At 45.9% G+C, this 17,123-nt stretch carries 15 protein-coding genes; 4 read left to right on the top strand and 11 right to left on the bottom strand.

The genetic code is table 11. The features are described from left to right. Positions 1–2: 2 nt before the first annotated feature. The 11 genes from ftsW to bioB form a co-directional block, all read right to left on the bottom strand. A complete protein-coding gene (ftsW, locus tag ICN23_RS05165; RefSeq protein WP_068320291.1) occupies positions 3–1,274 on the bottom strand; it encodes a putative lipid II flippase FtsW in 1,272 nt (423 codons plus the stop codon). After that, a complete protein-coding gene (gene murD, locus ICN23_RS05160; RefSeq protein WP_216231923.1) occupies positions 1,271–2,854 on the bottom strand; it encodes a UDP-N-acetylmuramoyl-L-alanine--D-glutamate ligase in 1,584 nt (527 codons plus the stop codon). The genes ftsW and murD overlap by 4 nt, the downstream gene beginning before the upstream one ends. Before the next feature lie 52 nt (positions 2,855–2,906). Next, positions 2,907–4,076: a phospho-N-acetylmuramoyl-pentapeptide-transferase gene (gene mraY / locus ICN23_RS05155; protein WP_216231184.1), complete on the bottom strand. Its 1,170-nt coding sequence runs from the start codon at positions 4,074–4,076 to the stop codon at positions 2,907–2,909. Further along, on the bottom strand, positions 4,067–5,506 hold the full coding sequence (gene murF / locus ICN23_RS05150) for a UDP-N-acetylmuramoyl-tripeptide--D-alanyl-D-alanine ligase (RefSeq protein ID WP_216231183.1): 1,440 nt from the start codon (positions 5,504–5,506) through the stop codon (positions 4,067–4,069). Before murF ends, mraY begins: the two co-directional genes overlap by 10 nt. A gap of 8 nt (positions 5,507–5,514) precedes the next feature. Beyond that, positions 5,515–7,065, bottom strand: coding sequence for a UDP-N-acetylmuramoyl-L-alanyl-D-glutamate--2,6-diaminopimelate ligase (locus tag ICN23_RS05145; protein WP_216231182.1), 1,551 nt, complete (start codon positions 7,063–7,065; stop codon positions 5,515–5,517). Then, a complete protein-coding gene (locus ICN23_RS05140) occupies positions 7,062–8,834 on the bottom strand; it encodes a penicillin-binding protein 2 (protein ID WP_216231181.1) in 1,773 nt (590 codons plus the stop codon). Before ICN23_RS05140 ends, ICN23_RS05145 begins: the two co-directional genes overlap by 4 nt. Next, positions 8,831–9,097 carry a cell division protein FtsL gene (ftsL, locus tag ICN23_RS05135; RefSeq protein ID WP_068320283.1) on the bottom strand — a complete coding sequence of 89 codons (267 nt, stop codon included), beginning with the start codon at positions 9,095–9,097 and terminating at the stop codon, positions 8,831–8,833. The genes ICN23_RS05140 and ftsL overlap by 4 nt, the downstream gene beginning before the upstream one ends. After that, positions 9,094–10,044 carry a 16S rRNA (cytosine(1402)-N(4))-methyltransferase RsmH gene (gene rsmH / locus ICN23_RS05130; protein ID WP_216231180.1) on the bottom strand — a complete coding sequence of 317 codons (951 nt, stop codon included), beginning with the start codon at positions 10,042–10,044 and terminating at the stop codon, positions 9,094–9,096. Before rsmH ends, ftsL begins: the two co-directional genes overlap by 4 nt. A gap of 12 nt (positions 10,045–10,056) precedes the next feature. Then, positions 10,057–10,485, bottom strand: coding sequence for a division/cell wall cluster transcriptional repressor MraZ (mraZ, locus tag ICN23_RS05125; RefSeq protein WP_068320686.1), 429 nt, complete (start codon positions 10,483–10,485; stop codon positions 10,057–10,059). A 303-nt stretch (positions 10,486–10,788) separates the two neighbouring features. Then, on the bottom strand, positions 10,789–11,418 hold the full coding sequence (gene coq7 / locus ICN23_RS05120; RefSeq protein WP_216231179.1) for a 2-polyprenyl-3-methyl-6-methoxy-1,4-benzoquinone monooxygenase: 630 nt from the start codon (positions 11,416–11,418) through the stop codon (positions 10,789–10,791). Positions 11,419–11,430: 12 nt separating this feature from the next. After that, the gene (gene bioB, locus ICN23_RS05115) at positions 11,431–12,480 is read right to left on the bottom strand and encodes a biotin synthase BioB (protein ID WP_216231178.1); all 1,050 of its coding nucleotides are present in this window, start codon (positions 12,478–12,480) and stop codon (positions 11,431–11,433) included. An 89-nt stretch (positions 12,481–12,569) separates the two neighbouring features. Here bioB and bioA point away from each other — a divergent pair, with 89 nt between their 5' ends. From bioA to ICN23_RS05095, 4 genes are read left to right on the top strand one after another with little or no spacing between them, the layout of a single operon-like run. Then, positions 12,570–13,916, top strand: a complete 1,347-nt coding sequence (gene bioA / locus ICN23_RS05110) for an adenosylmethionine--8-amino-7-oxononanoate transaminase (RefSeq protein ID WP_216231177.1) — start codon at positions 12,570–12,572, stop codon at positions 13,914–13,916. After that, complete coding sequence (gene bioF, locus ICN23_RS05105; RefSeq protein WP_216231176.1) at positions 13,913–15,151, top strand: 8-amino-7-oxononanoate synthase; 1,239 nt, start codon at positions 13,913–13,915, stop codon at positions 15,149–15,151. The genes bioA and bioF overlap by 4 nt, the downstream gene beginning before the upstream one ends. Further along, the gene (bioD, locus tag ICN23_RS05100; RefSeq protein WP_216231175.1) at positions 15,144–15,863 is read left to right on the top strand and encodes a dethiobiotin synthase; all 720 of its coding nucleotides are present in this window, start codon (positions 15,144–15,146) and stop codon (positions 15,861–15,863) included. The genes bioF and bioD overlap by 8 nt, the downstream gene beginning before the upstream one ends. A 56-nt stretch (positions 15,864–15,919) precedes the next feature. Continuing rightward, positions 15,920–17,116: a M20 aminoacylase family protein gene (locus tag ICN23_RS05095; protein WP_216231174.1), complete on the top strand. Its 1,197-nt coding sequence runs from the start codon at positions 15,920–15,922 to the stop codon at positions 17,114–17,116. The last annotated feature ends 7 nt before the right edge of the window (positions 17,117–17,123 follow it).

Genomic DNA, 17,123 nt, shown 5'->3' with positions numbered 1-17,123 from the left:
TGTCAAAGCTTCCCTCCACGCATCAGAATGCGATTTTCAAAATCAATGCGTAACAGCATTGCCATTGCAACAGCATTCATCAAAATTCCGGAGCCACCATAACTCACCAATGGCAAAGTCAAACCTTTAGTTGGTAACAGCCCAAGGTTCACACCCATATTAATAAAGGCCTGCCAACCAATCCAAATAGCCACACCCTTAGCAGCAAGTCCTGCAAAGCTACGATCTAATTGCAATGCGGTGCGTCCGATTAAGAATGCGCGACGTACGATCCAGTAGAACAAGAAGATCATCACGACTACGCCAACAAAACCAAGCTCCTCACCAATCACTGCCATGATGAAATCGGTATGGGCTTCAGGCAAGTAATGTAATTTTTCTACGCTACCGCCAAGACCTGTACCAAACCACTCGCCACGTCCAAAAGCCATGAGTGAATGGGTTAATTGATACCCCTTATTGGCTGCGTTATCTACCTGCCATGGATCCATAAATGCCAACATACGTCCACGACGGAATGGTGAGAGCGCAATCATCGTTGCACCGCTCATCAAGCCAACTGCAATCAAACCACCGAATAATTTAGCGTTGATACCGCCCAAAAAGAGAATGCCAAATGCAATCAATGCAACCACTACGAATGCACCCATATCCGGCTCAGCCATCAGCAAGCCACCAACCAAGGCAACTGCAATACCCATAGGTAGCATGCCCTTAACAAATGAATGGAGATATTCTTGACGTTGCACTGTATAGCTTGCCGCAAAGATCACTGCAGCAAATTTCATTAACTCGGAAGGCTGAAAGTTCATTAATCCCAGAGGAATCCAGCGCTTAGCGCCATTCACCCCTTTGCCCACACCTGGAATGAGTACCGCGATAAGCAGTAAAACGGTAAATCCAAAAATGACTGGCGAATAGCGATCCCACACCTTTGTAGGAATCTTGAAAGCCCAAATCCCCACTCCAATAGCAATCGCCAAAGAAATCATATGGCGGATCAAGAAAAAGTTGCTACTGTAGTTTGCATACTTAGGTCCATCAGCCAAAGTAATAGAAGCTGAATACACCATCACTAGACCAATCAACATGAGGGACAAAATTGCCCAAACAAGTAACTGGTCATACTCCATCATGCGCGAACGAGTTTGCTCTACGCCAGATACCGCATCTCGCAAGCCAGTACGGAAGTTATCGATTCCGCCTCTAGAAAAATTCCAGAAACGATTTAATCCAAGACGGTTTTCAGGAAAGAATTTCTCTTTTAAGTTCATGCTTGGACCCCTTCAAAGCGCATTCCCAACTCTTCGACTTCTGCAGCAAATACTTGAGCACGTTCTTTATAGTCACGGAACTGATCCAAGCTAGCGCAAGCTGGAGATAACAACACTATGTCGCCAGATATTGCCTGTGCAGCTACAGCCTGAACTGCAGTCACCAAGTCACCGCAATTAGTGACAGGTATTCCAGCGCCTAATGCTTCGCCAATGGCAACACCATCTTTACCAATTACGAAGGCGCCTTTTACAAAACGCAAAGCTGGTTCACGAAGTGGGCTGAAATCTTGCCCCTTACCATCTCCACCAGCAATTAACCAAATACGTTTACCTAATTCGTTATTACCTAAACCATTTAATGCGGCAACAGTAGCACCCACATTAGTGCCTTTACTATCGTCCACATACTCAACGTCTTTAACAATCGCAATGCTTTGTACTCGATGAGGCTCGCCATGATAATCACGTAAACCATGCAAGAGCACGTTCATCGGTAGTTTCGCTGCACGCGCCAAGGCAAGCGCAGCTAAGGCATTTAATGCATTGTGTCGACCACGAATTCTTAATGCATCAGCCGGAATTAAACGCTTAAGGCGTAACGGCTCATCATCCTCTACAACTGCGGACTTACGACGACGCTTAGGCTTGGGCTCCACATCCTCATCAACTTCAGCCCAGACTAACCAATCAATACCGCCAGCACGCAAGTCATGCTCAATACCAAAGGCGCCTTGCTCATCTGGACGATTAGAACCAAAAGTCACAATAGACTTCTCCGCTTTTTGATCTTCCGAAAGCAATCCCATCACCAATGAATCATCGCGATTCAGAATGCACACTGTATCGGGGCCAAATATTCTTGACTTAGCTTCTGCATAAGCCGACATATCTCCGTGCCAATCTAAATGGTCCTGAGTAATATTGAGAACCGTTGCTGCAGTAGCATTTAATGTGTGGGTGTAGACCAACTGAAAGCTAGATAACTCGAGGACCCATACGTCTGGCATATCCACAATTTGATCTGCCAAATCTAAGCAACTCATGAGCTTTTCTAACGCAGCTGGACTGATGTTGCCCGCAACAGCTACTTTCTTGCCAGCACGCTCACAGAGTTGCCCTGTTAATGCGGTAGTGGTTGTTTTGCCATTGGTGCCAGTGATTGCCAATACTGCAGTCTCATAACTGGACTCTTGTGCCTGCGCCATACGGCTTAAAGCTGAAATTGCACGAGCAAAAAATTCAATTTCGCTCCAAACGTCGATTTCAGCTTCTTCAGCTTTTACCAAGAAAGAATATGTTGGATCTTGCACCGGAGAAAGTCCTGGACTGATACCAACCACATCAATCCCTTTGAGTAAGTCATCACTCAAAGGCCCAAAACAGGTATCTTTTAGACCCGCAATATGAAGCTCTTGCAACCAAGAATTCTGACGCTCACTTAATGATGATTGCTCACGAGTGTCGGCGAGACGGACTTCTGCACCATTACGCAAGCACCACTTAGCCATGGCGACACCAGATTCACCCAAACCTAAAATGAGGAATCGGCTTGGTGCTTGATAGCCTTCATCAGTCATGAAAGCTGAATTAGCGAAGGTATTTTCTAAAATCAACATATTTACTTTTGGATCACCGTAACTTCAAGCTAGATAAGCCAATTAAGACTAAGAGAATCGTGATGATCCAGAAGCGCACAACTACTTGTGTTTCTTTCCAGCCACCCAATTCAAAATGATGATGCAATGGTGCCATTCGGAAAATACGACGACCTTCGCCAAAATGTTTTTTAGTTACTTTGAACCAAAATACTTGGAGCATGACTGAAAGGGTTTCGGCAACAAAAATGCCGCCCATCACAAATAAGACAATTTCTTGTCGAACAATGACTGCAATAGTGCCGAGTGCACCGCCTAAAGCTAGCGCACCTACGTCACCCATAAATACTTGGGCTGGATGGGTGTTGTACCAAAGGAAAGCCAATCCTGCGCCACCCATAGCACCGCAGAAGATCATCAACTCACCAGCACCCGGGATATAAGGAAAGAGGAGGTACTTCGCATAAATCGCATTACCCATCACATAGGCAAAAGCACCTAAAGCCGCGCCCACCAGAATCACCGGCATGATGACCAAACCATCAAGACCATCAGTTAGATTCACTGCGTTACTGCTACCAACAATGACTAAGTAACTCAAAATAATGAAGCCCATAATTCCCAATGGGTAGCTTACTTCCTTCATAAACGGTAATAGCAAGTTCGTTTTTGCTGGTAGGTCTAAAGCAAAGCCGCTTCTGAGCCACTCATAGAACAGTTGCAGCACCTTGAGGTTGTTAACTTCAGAAACAGAGAATGCGAGATAGATTGCAGCAAATAAACCAATCAAGGTTTGCCAAAAGAATTTCTCTTTCGAGGCCATACCCTTAGGATCTTTGTAGACCACTTTACGGTAATCATCTACCCAACCTACCAAGCCAAAGCCAAAGGTAACAATCATCACAATCCAAATAAATCGATTGCTAAGATCTGCCCACAATATGCATGAAATAAAGATACCAATCAAAATCAAAACACCACCCATTGTTGGAGTGCCTGATTTCACTAAATGCGTTTGCGGTCCGTCAGTTCTTACTGCTTGACCCATCTTTAAGGCAGTGAGCTTGCGAATAACCCAAGGTCCTGCAGCCAAACCGATTAACAATGCAGTCACCGTTGCCATCACCGCTCTAAAAGTGATGTAGTTAAACACCCGGAAAAATCCGAAGTCATCCTGCAACCATTGCGCCAACATTAAGAGCATGTTTTAGCCTCCTCTAACAAGGCCTGCACTACACGCTCCATGCGCATAAACCGTGAACCTTTAACCAAAATATTTAAATGCTGATTACTGCCGCTGGACTGAGCATGAAGTGCATCTTTTAATTGCACAATCAAACTATCCATATCTGTGAAATGTTTTGCATGCAATGAAGTTGCATTATTGTTAGCGGACTCGTTAAATCCCTGCAATGCAAATTGACACTGCTCACCTAGAGCAAACAGCTTACTGACTCCCTGCTCAGCCGCGTATGCACCTACCTCGCGATGGAACTCAGGGCCTTGATTACCAACCTCACCCATATCACCCAAAATCAACCAAGATAAATTGCCTGATTGCTTTAAGGCATCGATCGCTGCTCGCACAGAATCGGGATTAGCGTTGTAGCTATCATCAATGAGGGTTCGATTTGAATCTATTACTTTAGCCTGCATGCGGCCATTCACAGGTGAGAAAGACTCAAGACCTTGTTTGATTTTTTCAAGACCAATGCCTGCTGCAATGCCGACAGCACTTGCTGCCAGGGCATTACGCACATTGTGACTGCCCAATGTATTTAATTGAACTTCGATAGAGCCCTGTTCCGCTTGAATCTTTACCAGCCCATTGCTTAATAGAGTTCCCGTCACCGCAGCTGAAACCTTGTTCTGCGCAGATGACAGAACGAAATCCATTACTTTTCGACCGGCAGCAGCTTGTCGCCACACATTTGAAAATTCTGAATCCGCTGGAAATACAGCAACACCGTCACCTGGCAACGCACGAATTGCATCCGAGTGCTCTTCAGCTACGGCCGCTACCGTTGCCATAAACTCCTGATGCTCACGTTGGGCATTATTGATTAACGCAATATTGGGCTGTGCAATTGCAGCTAACTGTGCAGTCTCGCCTGGATGATTCATTCCCAGCTCAACAACTGCCAGGCGATCAGTGGAGCGTAACTTTAATAGTGTTAAAGGTAAGCCAATATCGTTATTTAAGTTACCCTTAGTTACCAAGGTATGTTGTTCGCCAACCGCAGCCTTAAAAATCGATGCGATCATTTCTTTAACAGTAGTCTTGCCATTACTCCCAGTAACTAATGCCAAAGGAACTGGATGATTGACGCGCCATGCTTTAGCTAAGTTTCCTAAACCAACGCGAGTATTGGAAACACAAATGGCTGGTAAGTCTGCCGGACATTTATCCTGGCTACTAATTAACGCAGCCCCTGCACCTGCTTTCGCTACATCAGATAAAAAGTCATGCGCGTCAAAACGCTCGCCCACTAGAGCCACAAATAACTCATTACGCTCAATTTGGCGACTATCAGTACCTACTCGAGAAATAGTTAATTCTTTGGCAGTGTCAGTAGAAGCATTAATTAATGTGCTTCCAGGCAGCATAGCCTGTGCTTGCGCAAGCATTGTCATGATGGGCATTAGATTCCGCCCCCAGCAGCTAAGCGAATATGTTCTTGGTCCGAGAAATCAAATTTCTTACCATTGATTTCTTGGGTAGTCTCATGACCCTTACCAGCAACCAATACAATATCGCGAGGACCTGCATGACGAATGGCAGCCATAATGGCAGCCGCACGATCAGCAATCATCTGAACATTTTGTGCTTCAGATCTCATACCATCACGAATCATCTGCATGATGGCCTGTGGATCTTCTGACCGCGGATTGTCGCTTGTAATCAAAACCTGATCGGCGTAACGCTCAGCAACAGCGCCCATCAACGATCGCTTGCCGACATCTCTATCACCACCACAACCAAATACGCACCAAATATTTCCGCCACGTTGATCCGCGATAGGGCGTAAAGCGCGCAAAGTTTTCTCTAAAGCATCCGGGGTGTGTGCATAGTCCACAACTGCCAACAAACCTTCTGTTTTTTGAGGTTTGCCAAGTTGAATTAACTCCATGCGACCGAGCACTGGATTTAATTGACTAACCTTTTGTGACGCAAGCTCACAGCCCATACCTTGCGAAAGCAATACCGTCCATACTGCAAGGGCATTGCTTAAATTAAATTCACCTAACAAAGGAATATGAAGCTGGACACTGCCCAGGCCATCACAAATAAAAGTGGAGAGATAACCCGCCCCGCTCAGGACTGAATCTTTTGCATAACTACGTTGTAGGCGCTCACCAAACTTCTCAAAACCCGAGAATGCTGCTGGAGACAATGCATATGCCCATACCTTCAGGCCATCTTTCGCCAATAAGTTCATGGCTAACTCACGGCCAAATACATCATCCAAATTGATCACCGCGTGCTTAAGCCCAGACTGCTGAAATAGCTTTGCTTTTGCTTCAGCATAATCGGCCATATTGCCGTGGTAATCCAAATGATCTTGCGTGAGATTGGTGAAGACCGCGCAATTTAAGTCAGTTCCAGAGATGCGATATTGATCTAATGCGTGTGAAGATACTTCCATGGCTACTTGCTTTGCACCTGCGCTACGCAACTCTGCTAGCTGAGTTTGTAACTTTGGAGCATCTGGAGTGGTATAGCCAGTTTGAACTAAAGATCCCGGAAAGCCAGTACCTAAGGTGCCTAAAACCGCAGCGCGGTGATTGCTAGTATCTAAAGCTTGGGCGAGCCACTGAGTAATGCTCGTTTTCCCATTAGTACCAGTCACACCGATGATGCTTAATTCCTTGCTAGGGTGCTCATACCACTGCGAGCACAATTGGCCTGCGTGTGCAGCAAGATTTGCAACTGCGAAACATTGTGGATGATCAACAAATTGATTACCCATACCCGCTGGATCAAACACTACGGCTGCTGCACCAGCTTCCAAAGCAGCGTTGATAAATTGACGGCCATCGCGCAATGCATTGCCATGACCCACAGGATATGCAAAAAAGATATCGCCAGACTGAATCTGGCGACTATCCGCACACACTTTTGCGGAAGAGTTCGCCAAAGTGTGTAAGTGGTCAATCAAGTGATTGGTGTCTATTTTCAAGTCCACCCTCATCGCTTCAAAACCACATGTTGAGCTTGGGCATTTGCAGCTTGAATCTCCTGTGGACTCTTATCCTGCAATACCATTTGCTTGACTTTGTTGTCTGGCAAAACATTTAAGGTATGGAGTGTTTCGCTCACAATTGTTGAAAACACAGGAGCTGCTACGTCGCCACCGTAGTGACTTCCACCAGTAGGCTCATCAATCATCACTGCAACCACAATCCGCGGCGCACTAATGGGAGCTAAACCAGCAAAGTAAGCCCGATATTTATTGCCGTACCCCTTACCAACTAACTTATGCGCTGTTCCAGTCTTGCCGCCGACACGGAATCCTTCAGCCTGCGCCTTAATAGCAGTGCCACCAGGCTCGGTAACAGACTCCATCATGCTGCGCATTTCAATAGCAGTTTTTGGAGAAAGAACTTTAGTGCCTGGCTTGAACTCTGGACTGCGCTCAATTGTCAAAGGCACTAATTCACCATCCCGAGCAAATACTGTGTATGCGCGTGCAACCTGAAATAAAGAGGCGGAAATACCATAACCAAATGCAATACGCGCCTGATCTGTCGGCATCCACTTTTTAAATGGGTGCACCGTTCCAGCAACGGCGCCAGGGAAACCAATTTTTGGTGCTTGTCCAAAGCCAACTGCAGTATAGAAATCCCACATCTCTTCAGCGGAAAGACTATTCATTGCAATCTTTGCTGTACCAATATTGCTAGACTTTTGAATAATTTGAGAGACCGTTAGATTTCCATAGGGGTGCGTATCAGTAATTGGTTTAGGCCCAATTAAATATTTCGCACCAATCACCATATTGGTGTCCGGCTTAACAGCTCCCTTTTCTAAAGCGATTGCAATAGTCAAAGGTTTCATAGTTGAACCAGGCTCGAAAGTATCCGTCAATACACGATTGCGTAATTGCTCGCCTGTTAGCACTCTTCGATCATTCGGGTTATAGCTCGGGTAATTTGCCAAAGCCAAGATCTCGCCCGTTTGTGTATCAAGCACTACCGCACCACCCGCTTTAGCGTGATGCTTTTCAACTGCATCTTTCACAGCGTTATAGGCTAAGAACTGAATCTTGCTATCAATCGAAAGATTCAAGTCCTTGCCATTTTGTGGCAATTGCAAAATAGCCATTTCATCGACAACGCGCCCAAGACGATCAACCACTACACGTCTCTGCCCTGGGTGTCCGGCAAGATCTTTCTCTCTCGAAAGCTCCATACCCTCTTGGCCTTTATCGTTAACATTTGTAAAGCCAACTACGTGCGCCATCGCCTCGCCCTCTGGATAGAAGCGGCGATATTCATTATTTAAACCAATGCCTGGGATTTCTAATTGCTTAATTTGTTGCGCAATTGCTGGATCAACCTGGCGCTTTAAGAAGATCTGCTTACGCTCTTCTTTTAATTTTTTACGCAACTCTGCTTCACTGATCTGCAAAAGGCTAGCTAACTTTTGTACTTTGTCAGCGGCCAAATCATCAGGAACTGTATCGTTATAGGCAATAACCGACTTAGCCTCCAAGCTGGTTGCAATCACCTGGCCATTACGATCCAAAATTTTTCCACGACTCGCAGGTAGCTCTAACTCGCGCTGAGTACCTCGTACACCTTTTGCCTCATAGAACGCATTGCCTGGACCCTGAATCCAAAATGCGCGCAGTAATAGCATCATGAAAACAAAGAATAAGAGGAATAGCATTAAACGCGACCGCCACATTGGCAGACGCAACACTAAATTAGGCGTAGTAGAAAAACCGACCGGCCTCATTTAGCCTCCCTCAGATACAAAGTACGTTCAGGAGAAATTGGGGACATGCGCAATTGATTACGCGCAACATCACGAATACGCGCAGACTTCGAAAGATTACGTTGCTCATATTCAAGACGTAACCATTCTTGATTTAACTTGCGCTCTTCAATTTGCGCACGTTCCTGCAGAATAAATAACTTACGCGCACGCTGCTGCGCGGCTACTAAGGATAGAGCACAAATTAATAACAATGCGAGCAAGGTCAATGTCGCACGATTCATGCAACTACTCCCATGCGCTTTTCAGCAACACGCATAATTGCTGAACGTGCACGCGGATTCTCAGAAACCTCAGCATCACTTGGCTTAACACGACCAATAATTTCCAGTACGCTTTGCGGCAGATCTCTATCACGCACAGGTAGGCCACGTGGGACTTCCACTTTTGCATGTGCCTGCATAAACTGCTTCACAATTCGATCTTCAAGAGAGTGAAAACTAATCACCGCTAGTCTGGCGCCAGGCTTTAATAATTTCAAAGCCGCCTTTAAACCAAGCTCTAAATCCTCTAACTCTCGGTTAATAAAAATACGCAAGGCTTGAAAAGTTCTAGTAGCAGGATCTTGACCTGCTTCACGCGTGCGGACAACGCTAGCAACTAGACTAGCCAACGCTGTTGTTGTTTTTGGGGACAAACCCTCTTCACGCTTGGCCACTATGGCTTTGGCAATCTGAAATGCAAAACGCTCTTCTCCGTAAGTCTTAATCACGTGCGTGATTTCCTCCACCGGTGCTTGCGCCAACCACTCTGCTGCCGTCAAACCATGATCGGTATTCATGCGCATATCGAGCGGACCTTCGCGACGAAATGAAAATCCCCGATGTGCTTCGTCCACTTGCGGCGAGCTGATTCCTAAATCCAACAAAATTCCATCGACCGATTCTGTTTCTGCGTACTGATCCATTTGCGCAAAACTGTCGTGAACAATTTTCAAGCGCGGATCGTTGATTTGTTGTGCTACTGCGATCGCATCCAGATCCTTGTCGAAGGAAATCATGCGTGCTGATGGATTCAATTCTTTGAGCAGCGCTTGAGTATGACCGCCACGCCCAAAGGTTCCATCGATTACCAGAATTTGTTTTGCTGAATTTTGATTTTGAATCAGTGGGCCACCAACTAGCGCCGTCACCGCCTCGGCCAGTAACACTGGGCGATGAGTTATGTTCATAGCACCCTGTCATCAAAAATTAAATTGCTTGAGTGCTTCAGGCATGCCTTGCGCAATCGCAGCCTGTTCTTTTGCAGCGTATGTAGCTGCGTCCCACAATTCCAAGTGACTTCCCATGCCAAGCAATATCACTTCTTTTTCTATTCCAGCTGCTGCGCGCAATTCAGGGCTAACCAACACGCGACCAGCGCTATCCAAATCCATTTCTGCTGCATTACCCAAGAAGATGCGACGCCACCAGTGAGCATCCATTGGCAATTGCGCAACTCTCGCTCTGAAGGTTTCCCACTCAGGCCTTGGGAAGAGAAGTAGGCAGCCATCGGGGTGTTTTGTGAGCGTGATTCGGCCCTCGCCTTGTACCAACAAGGCGTCGCGATGCTTTGCCGGCACAGACATGCGGCCTTTTGCATCTAAATTGAGAGCTGACGCACCTTGAAACACCATTTACCCCACTTTTTCACACTTCCTCCCACTTTAGAGGATCGCACTAAGAGGGTCAAGTGTTTTTGGGAGTTTTTTTAGGAATTTCTCTAGTGTTTACAAACACTTAGCGTCGTGTGTTCAGAAAATGGTGTTAGTAAAATAGCTACTTGAAACAATGGCTTGGAAAATATACTTAAGAATAGATCTTAGCTATTGGGCTAGATAATCCCTAAATATACTGTATTTAAAAACAGTAATAGGCGAAAAAATATATCAAAGTTAATCAGAAATAGATTTTGCGAATTAAATCGTATTTCAGTTTTAAATTTTGTAAGCAGTAGTAGTCATTACCTTGGACATTGCCTGCATTATTTTCTGAATGGGTTCTGGCAAATGTGCACCGCCTGCATTTTTTGCAGCTTGTCCGTGAGCAATTTCATCAACGCGCATTTGATCAACAATTGCGCGTGAGCGTTGATCCTCTTTTGGCAATTTTTGGAGATGACTTTCTAAGTGATTCTCAACTTGTTTTTCTGTTTCAGCCACAAAACCTAAGCTCCACTTATCGCCCGCTAAGCCTGCTGCCATGCCGATTGCAAAGGATCCTGCATACCACAACGGGTTAAGATAACTCGTATGCGAACCAAGTTCTTGGAGGCGAGTTTCACACCACGCAAGATGATCCATCTCTTCTTGACCTGAGTGATTCAGCATCTCCTGAATTTCTGGATTTCGTGCAACTAATTTTTGTGATTGATATAGCGCTTGAGCACAAACTTCGCCAACGTGATTTACTCGCATGAGACCTGCAGCATGTTTTCGTTCAGCGGCATCTAACCCTGAGTTACTCGCTAAATTTGACCCTGGAATAGGCCTTTGAGCATTAGCGCCCCCAACAACCGACCGAAGGGCGGTGTCAAACTCCAGAATAAGACGATCTATTGGGGACATTCTGGAGAAAAGTTAGATCAAAACCTCTGCTTTACTGCTTTGCTTAGTCTTTAGACCCAACTCAGCCAAGAGCTCACGGTCTTGTTCGGCTTCTGGATTGCCAGTAGTGAGTAATTGCTCACCATAGAAAATCGAATTAGCGCCAGCCAAGAAGCACATGGCCTGAACAGCTCTGCCCAGCTCCTGACGGCCTGCTGAAAGGCGTACACGGGCTTTAGGCATGGTGATTCTTGCAACTGCAATGGTTCTCACAAACTCGAGTGGATCTAAGGGCTTTTGGTCTGCCAAAGGAGTGCCAGCAACTGGTACCAAATGATTAATAGGCACCGATTCTGGATATGGACTCAGATTGGCTAAGCGCGCCAGAAAGGCGGCACGCTGCTCTCTAGACTCACCCATACCCACGATGCCGCCACAACACACTGACATACCAGCAGCACGGACGTTTGAAATCGTATCTAAACGATCCTGGTAGCCCCGAGTAGAAATTACTGAGCGGTAAAAGTCTTCACTGGTATCTAGATTATGGTTGTAGAAGTCCAAACCAGCCTCTTGAAGCGCCTGAGCTTGATCGGCCTCCAGCATGCCCAAGGTGGCGCAGGTTTCAAGTCCTAAGGCCTTTACGCCCTTGATCATGGCAGTGACTTTTTCGATATCGCGGTCTTTAGGTTCGCGCCAAGCAGCACCCATACAGAAACGGTTAGAGCCAGCCGCTTTAGCTGCTTTGGCAGCCTCTAAAACCTCGTCCAAGCCCATCAACTTCTCGGCCTTAACGTCGGTGTCATAACGCGCAGCTTGAGGGCAATAGCCGCAATCCTCAGGACAACCACCTGTCTTGATTGACAACAAGGTGGCTAATTCCACATCAGCCTCAGGGAAATAAGCCTTATGAGTCTCTTGGGCCTTAAGCATCAATTCATTAAAGGGAAGCGCAAATAAGGCCTCAATTTGAGGCACGGACCACTCTCCAGCTGCCACGATCTCTGCATTTGCACCCTGGTGCAATTCAGCCTTCGATTTGAACTGGGTTAAAGGTTTTTCAACGGTTTGAGTGTCCTGCATGGGCAAATTCCAGAAATTAGGTAGATTCAAGGCATAAACATAACAGATACAGGCCTGAAATTGGGAAAACTAGTGGTCAAATATCAAACATGAAGGTTATTTCCGACTTAAATCAAGCTCCCCTTGTTGACCGCAGCCTAGCCGCAGTTTGGCACCCATGCACTCAGATGAAACAGCATGAGTCATTTCCGCTGGTTGCCATTACAAAAGGTAAGGGCGCTTGGTTATATGACGAAAACGGCAATGCCCTGCTCGACGCTATTAGCTCTTGGTGGACCAATTTATTTGGCCACTCCAATCCACGTATCAATCAAGCAATTACAGAGCAGCTAGAAAAAATTGAGCATGTGATGCTCGCAGGATTCACGCATCCACCAGTAGTGGAGTTATCCGAAAAACTGTCGGCACTTACCAATCATCATTTAGGCCACGTCTTTTACGCATCTGATGGCGCTTCTGCTGTGGAGATTGCGCTGAAGATGAGTCATCACTATTGGCAACTCAATGGCAAACCACAAAAGAAAAAGTTTGTTTGTGTAGAGAATGGTTATCACGGAGAAACGCTAGGTGCATTAGCGGTAACTGACGTAGCCATTTTCAGAGAAGCTTACGGGTCGCTGCTTCAAGATGTCTACACAGTCACCTCCCCCGATGCACGCAAAGCAAAAGTTGGTGAGACCGCAGAAGATGTGGCAAAACACGCAGCCAAACAGCTTGAAGAGTTATTTGCAAAAGAGCATCAACAGATAGCCGCCTTTATTGTCGAACCCTTAGTGCAATGCGCCGGACAAATGGCTATGCACTCTCCCGAATATCTGTGCCTAGTCAGAGAGCTATGCAATCGCTATGAAGTGCATCTGATTGCAGATGAGATTGCCGTTGGCTGTGGGCGGAGCGGTAAGTTTTTCGCCTGTGAACATGCTGGTATCTGGCCAGACTTCTTAACCCTTTCCAAGGGAATTAGTGGCGGTTACTTGCCACTATCTCTATGCCTTACTACCAAGCAGATTTACCAAGCATTTTATGGTGACCAAACATCGCAAGGGTTTTTACACTCCCACTCATATACCGGCAATCCACTAGCATGCGCTGCTGCTCTGGCTTGCCTTGAGATTTTTGAAGCTGAAAATGTATTGGAAAAAAATATTGAGCGCTCAAAAGATTTAGCTAAAGCTTTTGCGTGGGCAAAGACCGATGAACGTATCGAGCATTGGCGGCAGCAGGGAATGATTTTGGCATTCGATATTAAAAATGACTGTCTTAAGGACGCAAAAACTTTTGCACGAATTATGTTTGCTCATAGTTTAGAAAAGGGAATATTAATTAGACCTATCGGCAACACGATTTATGTGATGCCCCCATATATTTTGTCATCCGAAGAAGCGATGCAATTGGGTAGCGCAGTAAAGCTTGCTCTAGAAAAGGCATTAGCATGACGAACTCATTTAGTGCCCTTCGTTTAGCTCAAGATCAAATTGCGGATTTAGATCTGCAACTACTCAAGCGAAAACTCAAAGCGACTCAATCCCCATGCGACACCAAAGCCGTAGTTAATGGGCGTGAGTTAAAAGCCTTCTGTAGCAATGACTATCTAGGGCTCGCAAACCATCCCGATTTAATTCAAGCCATTGCAGAAGGTGCCAAGATATATGGTGTTGGTAGTGGCGCTTCCCATCTCATTAGCGGTCACAGTGTTGCTCATGAGATTCTTGAAGCCAAGTTAGCTGCTTTCCAAAAGCAACATATCCCAGATGCACGCGCGCTCTTTTTTAGCACCGGCTATCTTACTAACCTGACAGCTATTACAGCCTTTGCAAGGCTTGCACCACAAGGGTCTATCAGCATTTACTCTGCAAAGCTAAATCATGCTTCACTAATTGATGGTGTTCGTCTCGCAAGCGCACAGTCAAATGCACGCGTGAGCTTATTTGATCATGAGGAAGTAAATACTTTAAGCGAATTACTAAAGGCGGATCAAAGTGATCTCAAGATGATCGTTACCGATGGCGTCTTTAGCATGGATGGCGACCTCGCTCCCGTGAAGAAACTATTGGAGCTCGCAGAGCAACATGATGCGCTCCTATTGGTAGATGACGCGCACGGCTTTGGCGTGCTCGGAAAACAAGGGCATGGCATTTTGGAGCAGGAAAATATCTGCTCAGAACGCATTGTTTATATCGGCACCCTTGGCAAGGCTGCTGGTGTTAGTGGCGCCTTTGTTTGTGCACACGAAACCTTGATTGAATGGCTAATTCAAAAAGGCCGTCCGTTTATTTACAGTACTGCTACGCCACCAGCAATAGCGCACACACTCACAAAGAGTTTAGACATTATTGAGGGGGATGAAGGGGCCAATCGCCGCGCCCAACTGAATCAACTCATTCGTATTTGGCAAGATGAAATGCATTTTTCTCAATGGGAAAAAGTCTCCTCTTGCACTGCCATTCAGCCTGTCATTTTGGGCAGTAACGCTAATGCTTTATTAGCCGCCAAATTATTAGATGAAGCAGGTTACTGGATTCCGGCCATTCGCCCGCCCACCGTTCCTATTGGAAGTGCAAGATTACGGATTACCTTTTCTGCCAATCATAGCGAAGCAGATTTACGTCAGCTAATCACCACTTTGAAGACCATAGAACAAGCAGCAATCCAAAAGGCATCTGATGAATAAGCAGTTTGGATTCTTTGTTACCGGCACAGATACCGAGGTTGGCAAAACATTGGTAAGTGGCGCTCTCATACTGAAGTTGCGTGCGCAAGGCATTAAAACTATTGGCTTTAAACCTGTTGTCGCCGGCACCTACAAAGATGCACAGGGAATCACTCTCAACGAGGATTTGGAAACGCTGCGCATTGCGTCAAACCTTGACTCCAATGAATTCAATCTGTGCCCTTATGTGCTGGATCAAGCTGCCGCCCCCCACCTCGTAGCAGAAAAGCAGGGAATTCAACTGGAAATGAGTGTGATGACTGAAGCTTTTCAGAATATTCGCCAACATGCAGATTGCATTGTGGTTGAAGGTGCTGGCGGTTTACTCATTCCACTGAATGCAGATGAAGACCTTGGAGAGTTTGCAAAAATCATTGATATGCCACTGATTCTCGTGGTGGGTATGAAATTAGGCTGCATCAATCACGCTATCCTGACTTATGAAGCAATCAAGGCACGTAATTTAAAGATTTCTGGATGGGTAGCCAATGCTCTTAGCGAAGAAATGCCGCTGCTGCAAGAAAACCTACAAACCTTGCAAGCCAGAATTGGAGCGCCATTTTTAGGCCTTATTCCGCCCCTCCCAAAAGAGTTTTGGAAAGCTGCTAATAGCCCTTATTCAATTGATGCTTTGAATTTTGCTGCACAGCACATTCAATTACCCAAGCAATAATCAGCATCCATCACCATTCAAAGACATCGCAAAAGACTTTCGGATAAGATGAAGGGATGCATTTAATCCCAGAAATTACTGACTCCGCAGAAGCTATTCAAGAAATTAGACGCAATATTCATGCGCATCCTGAATTGCGTTTTGAAGAGAATCGCACAGCCGACTTGGTAGCAGAAGCACTTTCCAGCTGGGGAATTGCCGTTTACCGCGGTATGGGAAAAACTGGCGTAGTGGGTCGCTTAGATGGCGACTTAGGTCCAGGCAAGATGATTGGTCTACGTGCCGATATGGACGCACTGCCACTTCAAGAACACAATAACTTTGCACATGCCTCAAAAAATCCAGGAAAAATGCATGCCTGTGGTCATGATGGTCACACCGCCATGCTTCTTGGTGCTGCACAGTATTTATCAAATCACCGCGATTTCAAAGGCACAGTAATTTTTATTTTTCAGCCTGCTGAAGAAGGTGGTGCCGGTGCAAATGAAATGATCAAAGATGGACTCTTTAAAGAGTTTCCATGTGATGCCGTATTCGGTTTACATAATTGGCCTGGTTTAGCAGAAGGTCACTTTGGCGTAACGCCTGGACCTATGATGGCCTCTAGCAATACATTTGAAATTACTATCAAAGGTAAAGGTGGTCACGCAGCCTTACCCCACAACAGCGCTGACCCAGTTTTTACTGGTGCACAAGTAGTGCTTGCATTACAAAGTATCATTACGCGCAATAAACGCCCTGTGGATGCGGCTGTTTTATCGATCACCCAATTTCATGCGGGTGAAACTAGCAACGTTATTCCTGATAGCGCCTTTATCGGCGGCACAGTCCGCACCTTCACTTTAGATGTGTTGGACCTCATTGAGCAACGCTTACGAGAAATTGCTCACAGCGTTTCGAGCGCTTTCGATTGCCAAGCGGAAATTACATTTGCACGAAATTACCCGCCACTTATTAATCATGCGAATGAAGTGGAATTTGCTACTGAAGTCATGAGCGAATTGGTGGGCAAGCAAAATGTTAATGCTTCAATCGATCCTACGATGGGCGCTGAAGATTTTGCATTTATGTTGCTGGAGAAGCCGGGTTGCTATGTATTCCTGGGTAATGGGGATGGCGATCATCGCTCCGTAGGTCACGGCATGGGCCCATGCCACCTACATAATCCCTCCTACGACTTCAATGACTCTTTGATTCCAGTGGGCGTGAGCTATTGGGTCAAATTAGCTCAACGCTTCCTAGAGAAAATCTAAATTCTTT

The sequence above is a fragment of the Polynucleobacter sp. MWH-Jannik1A5 genome, assembly GCF_018881795.1.
Lineage (GTDB): Bacteria > Pseudomonadota > Gammaproteobacteria > Burkholderiales > Burkholderiaceae > Polynucleobacter.
The sequence above is the reverse complement of the archived record's forward strand: the minus strand, read 5'-3'. Positions and strand labels throughout refer to the sequence as shown.

Coding starts and splice junctions, on each gene's coding strand:
- ftsW (WP_068320291.1), bottom strand. CDS start 1,274: ATGAACTTAAAAGAGAAATTCTTTCCTGAAAACCGTCTTGGATTAAAT.
- murD (WP_216231923.1), bottom strand. CDS start 2,854: ATGACTGATGAAGGCTATCAAGCACCAAGCCGATTCCTCATTTTAGGT.
- mraY (WP_216231184.1), bottom strand. CDS start 4,076: ATGCTCTTAATGTTGGCGCAATGGTTGCAGGATGACTTCGGATTTTTC.
- murF (WP_216231183.1), bottom strand. CDS start 5,506: ATGACAATGCTTGCGCAAGCACAGGCTATGCTGCCTGGAAGCACATTA.
- ICN23_RS05145 (WP_216231182.1), bottom strand. CDS start 7,065: ATGAGGGTGGACTTGAAAATAGACACCAATCACTTGATTGACCACTTA.
- ICN23_RS05140 (WP_216231181.1), bottom strand. CDS start 8,834: ATGAGGCCGGTCGGTTTTTCTACTACGCCTAATTTAGTGTTGCGTCTG.
- ftsL (WP_068320283.1), bottom strand. CDS start 9,097: ATGAATCGTGCGACATTGACCTTGCTCGCATTGTTATTAATTTGTGCT.
- rsmH (WP_216231180.1), bottom strand. CDS start 10,044: ATGAACATAACTCATCGCCCAGTGTTACTGGCCGAGGCGGTGACGGCG.
- coq7 (WP_216231179.1), bottom strand. CDS start 11,418: ATGTCCCCAATAGATCGTCTTATTCTGGAGTTTGACACCGCCCTTCGG.
- bioB (WP_216231178.1), bottom strand. CDS start 12,480: ATGCAGGACACTCAAACCGTTGAAAAACCTTTAACCCAGTTCAAATCG.
- bioA (WP_216231177.1), top strand. CDS start 12,570: ATGAAGGTTATTTCCGACTTAAATCAAGCTCCCCTTGTTGACCGCAGC.
- bioF (WP_216231176.1), top strand. CDS start 13,913: ATGACGAACTCATTTAGTGCCCTTCGTTTAGCTCAAGATCAAATTGCG.
- bioD (WP_216231175.1), top strand. CDS start 15,144: ATGAATAAGCAGTTTGGATTCTTTGTTACCGGCACAGATACCGAGGTT.
- ICN23_RS05095 (WP_216231174.1), top strand. CDS start 15,920: ATGCATTTAATCCCAGAAATTACTGACTCCGCAGAAGCTATTCAAGAA.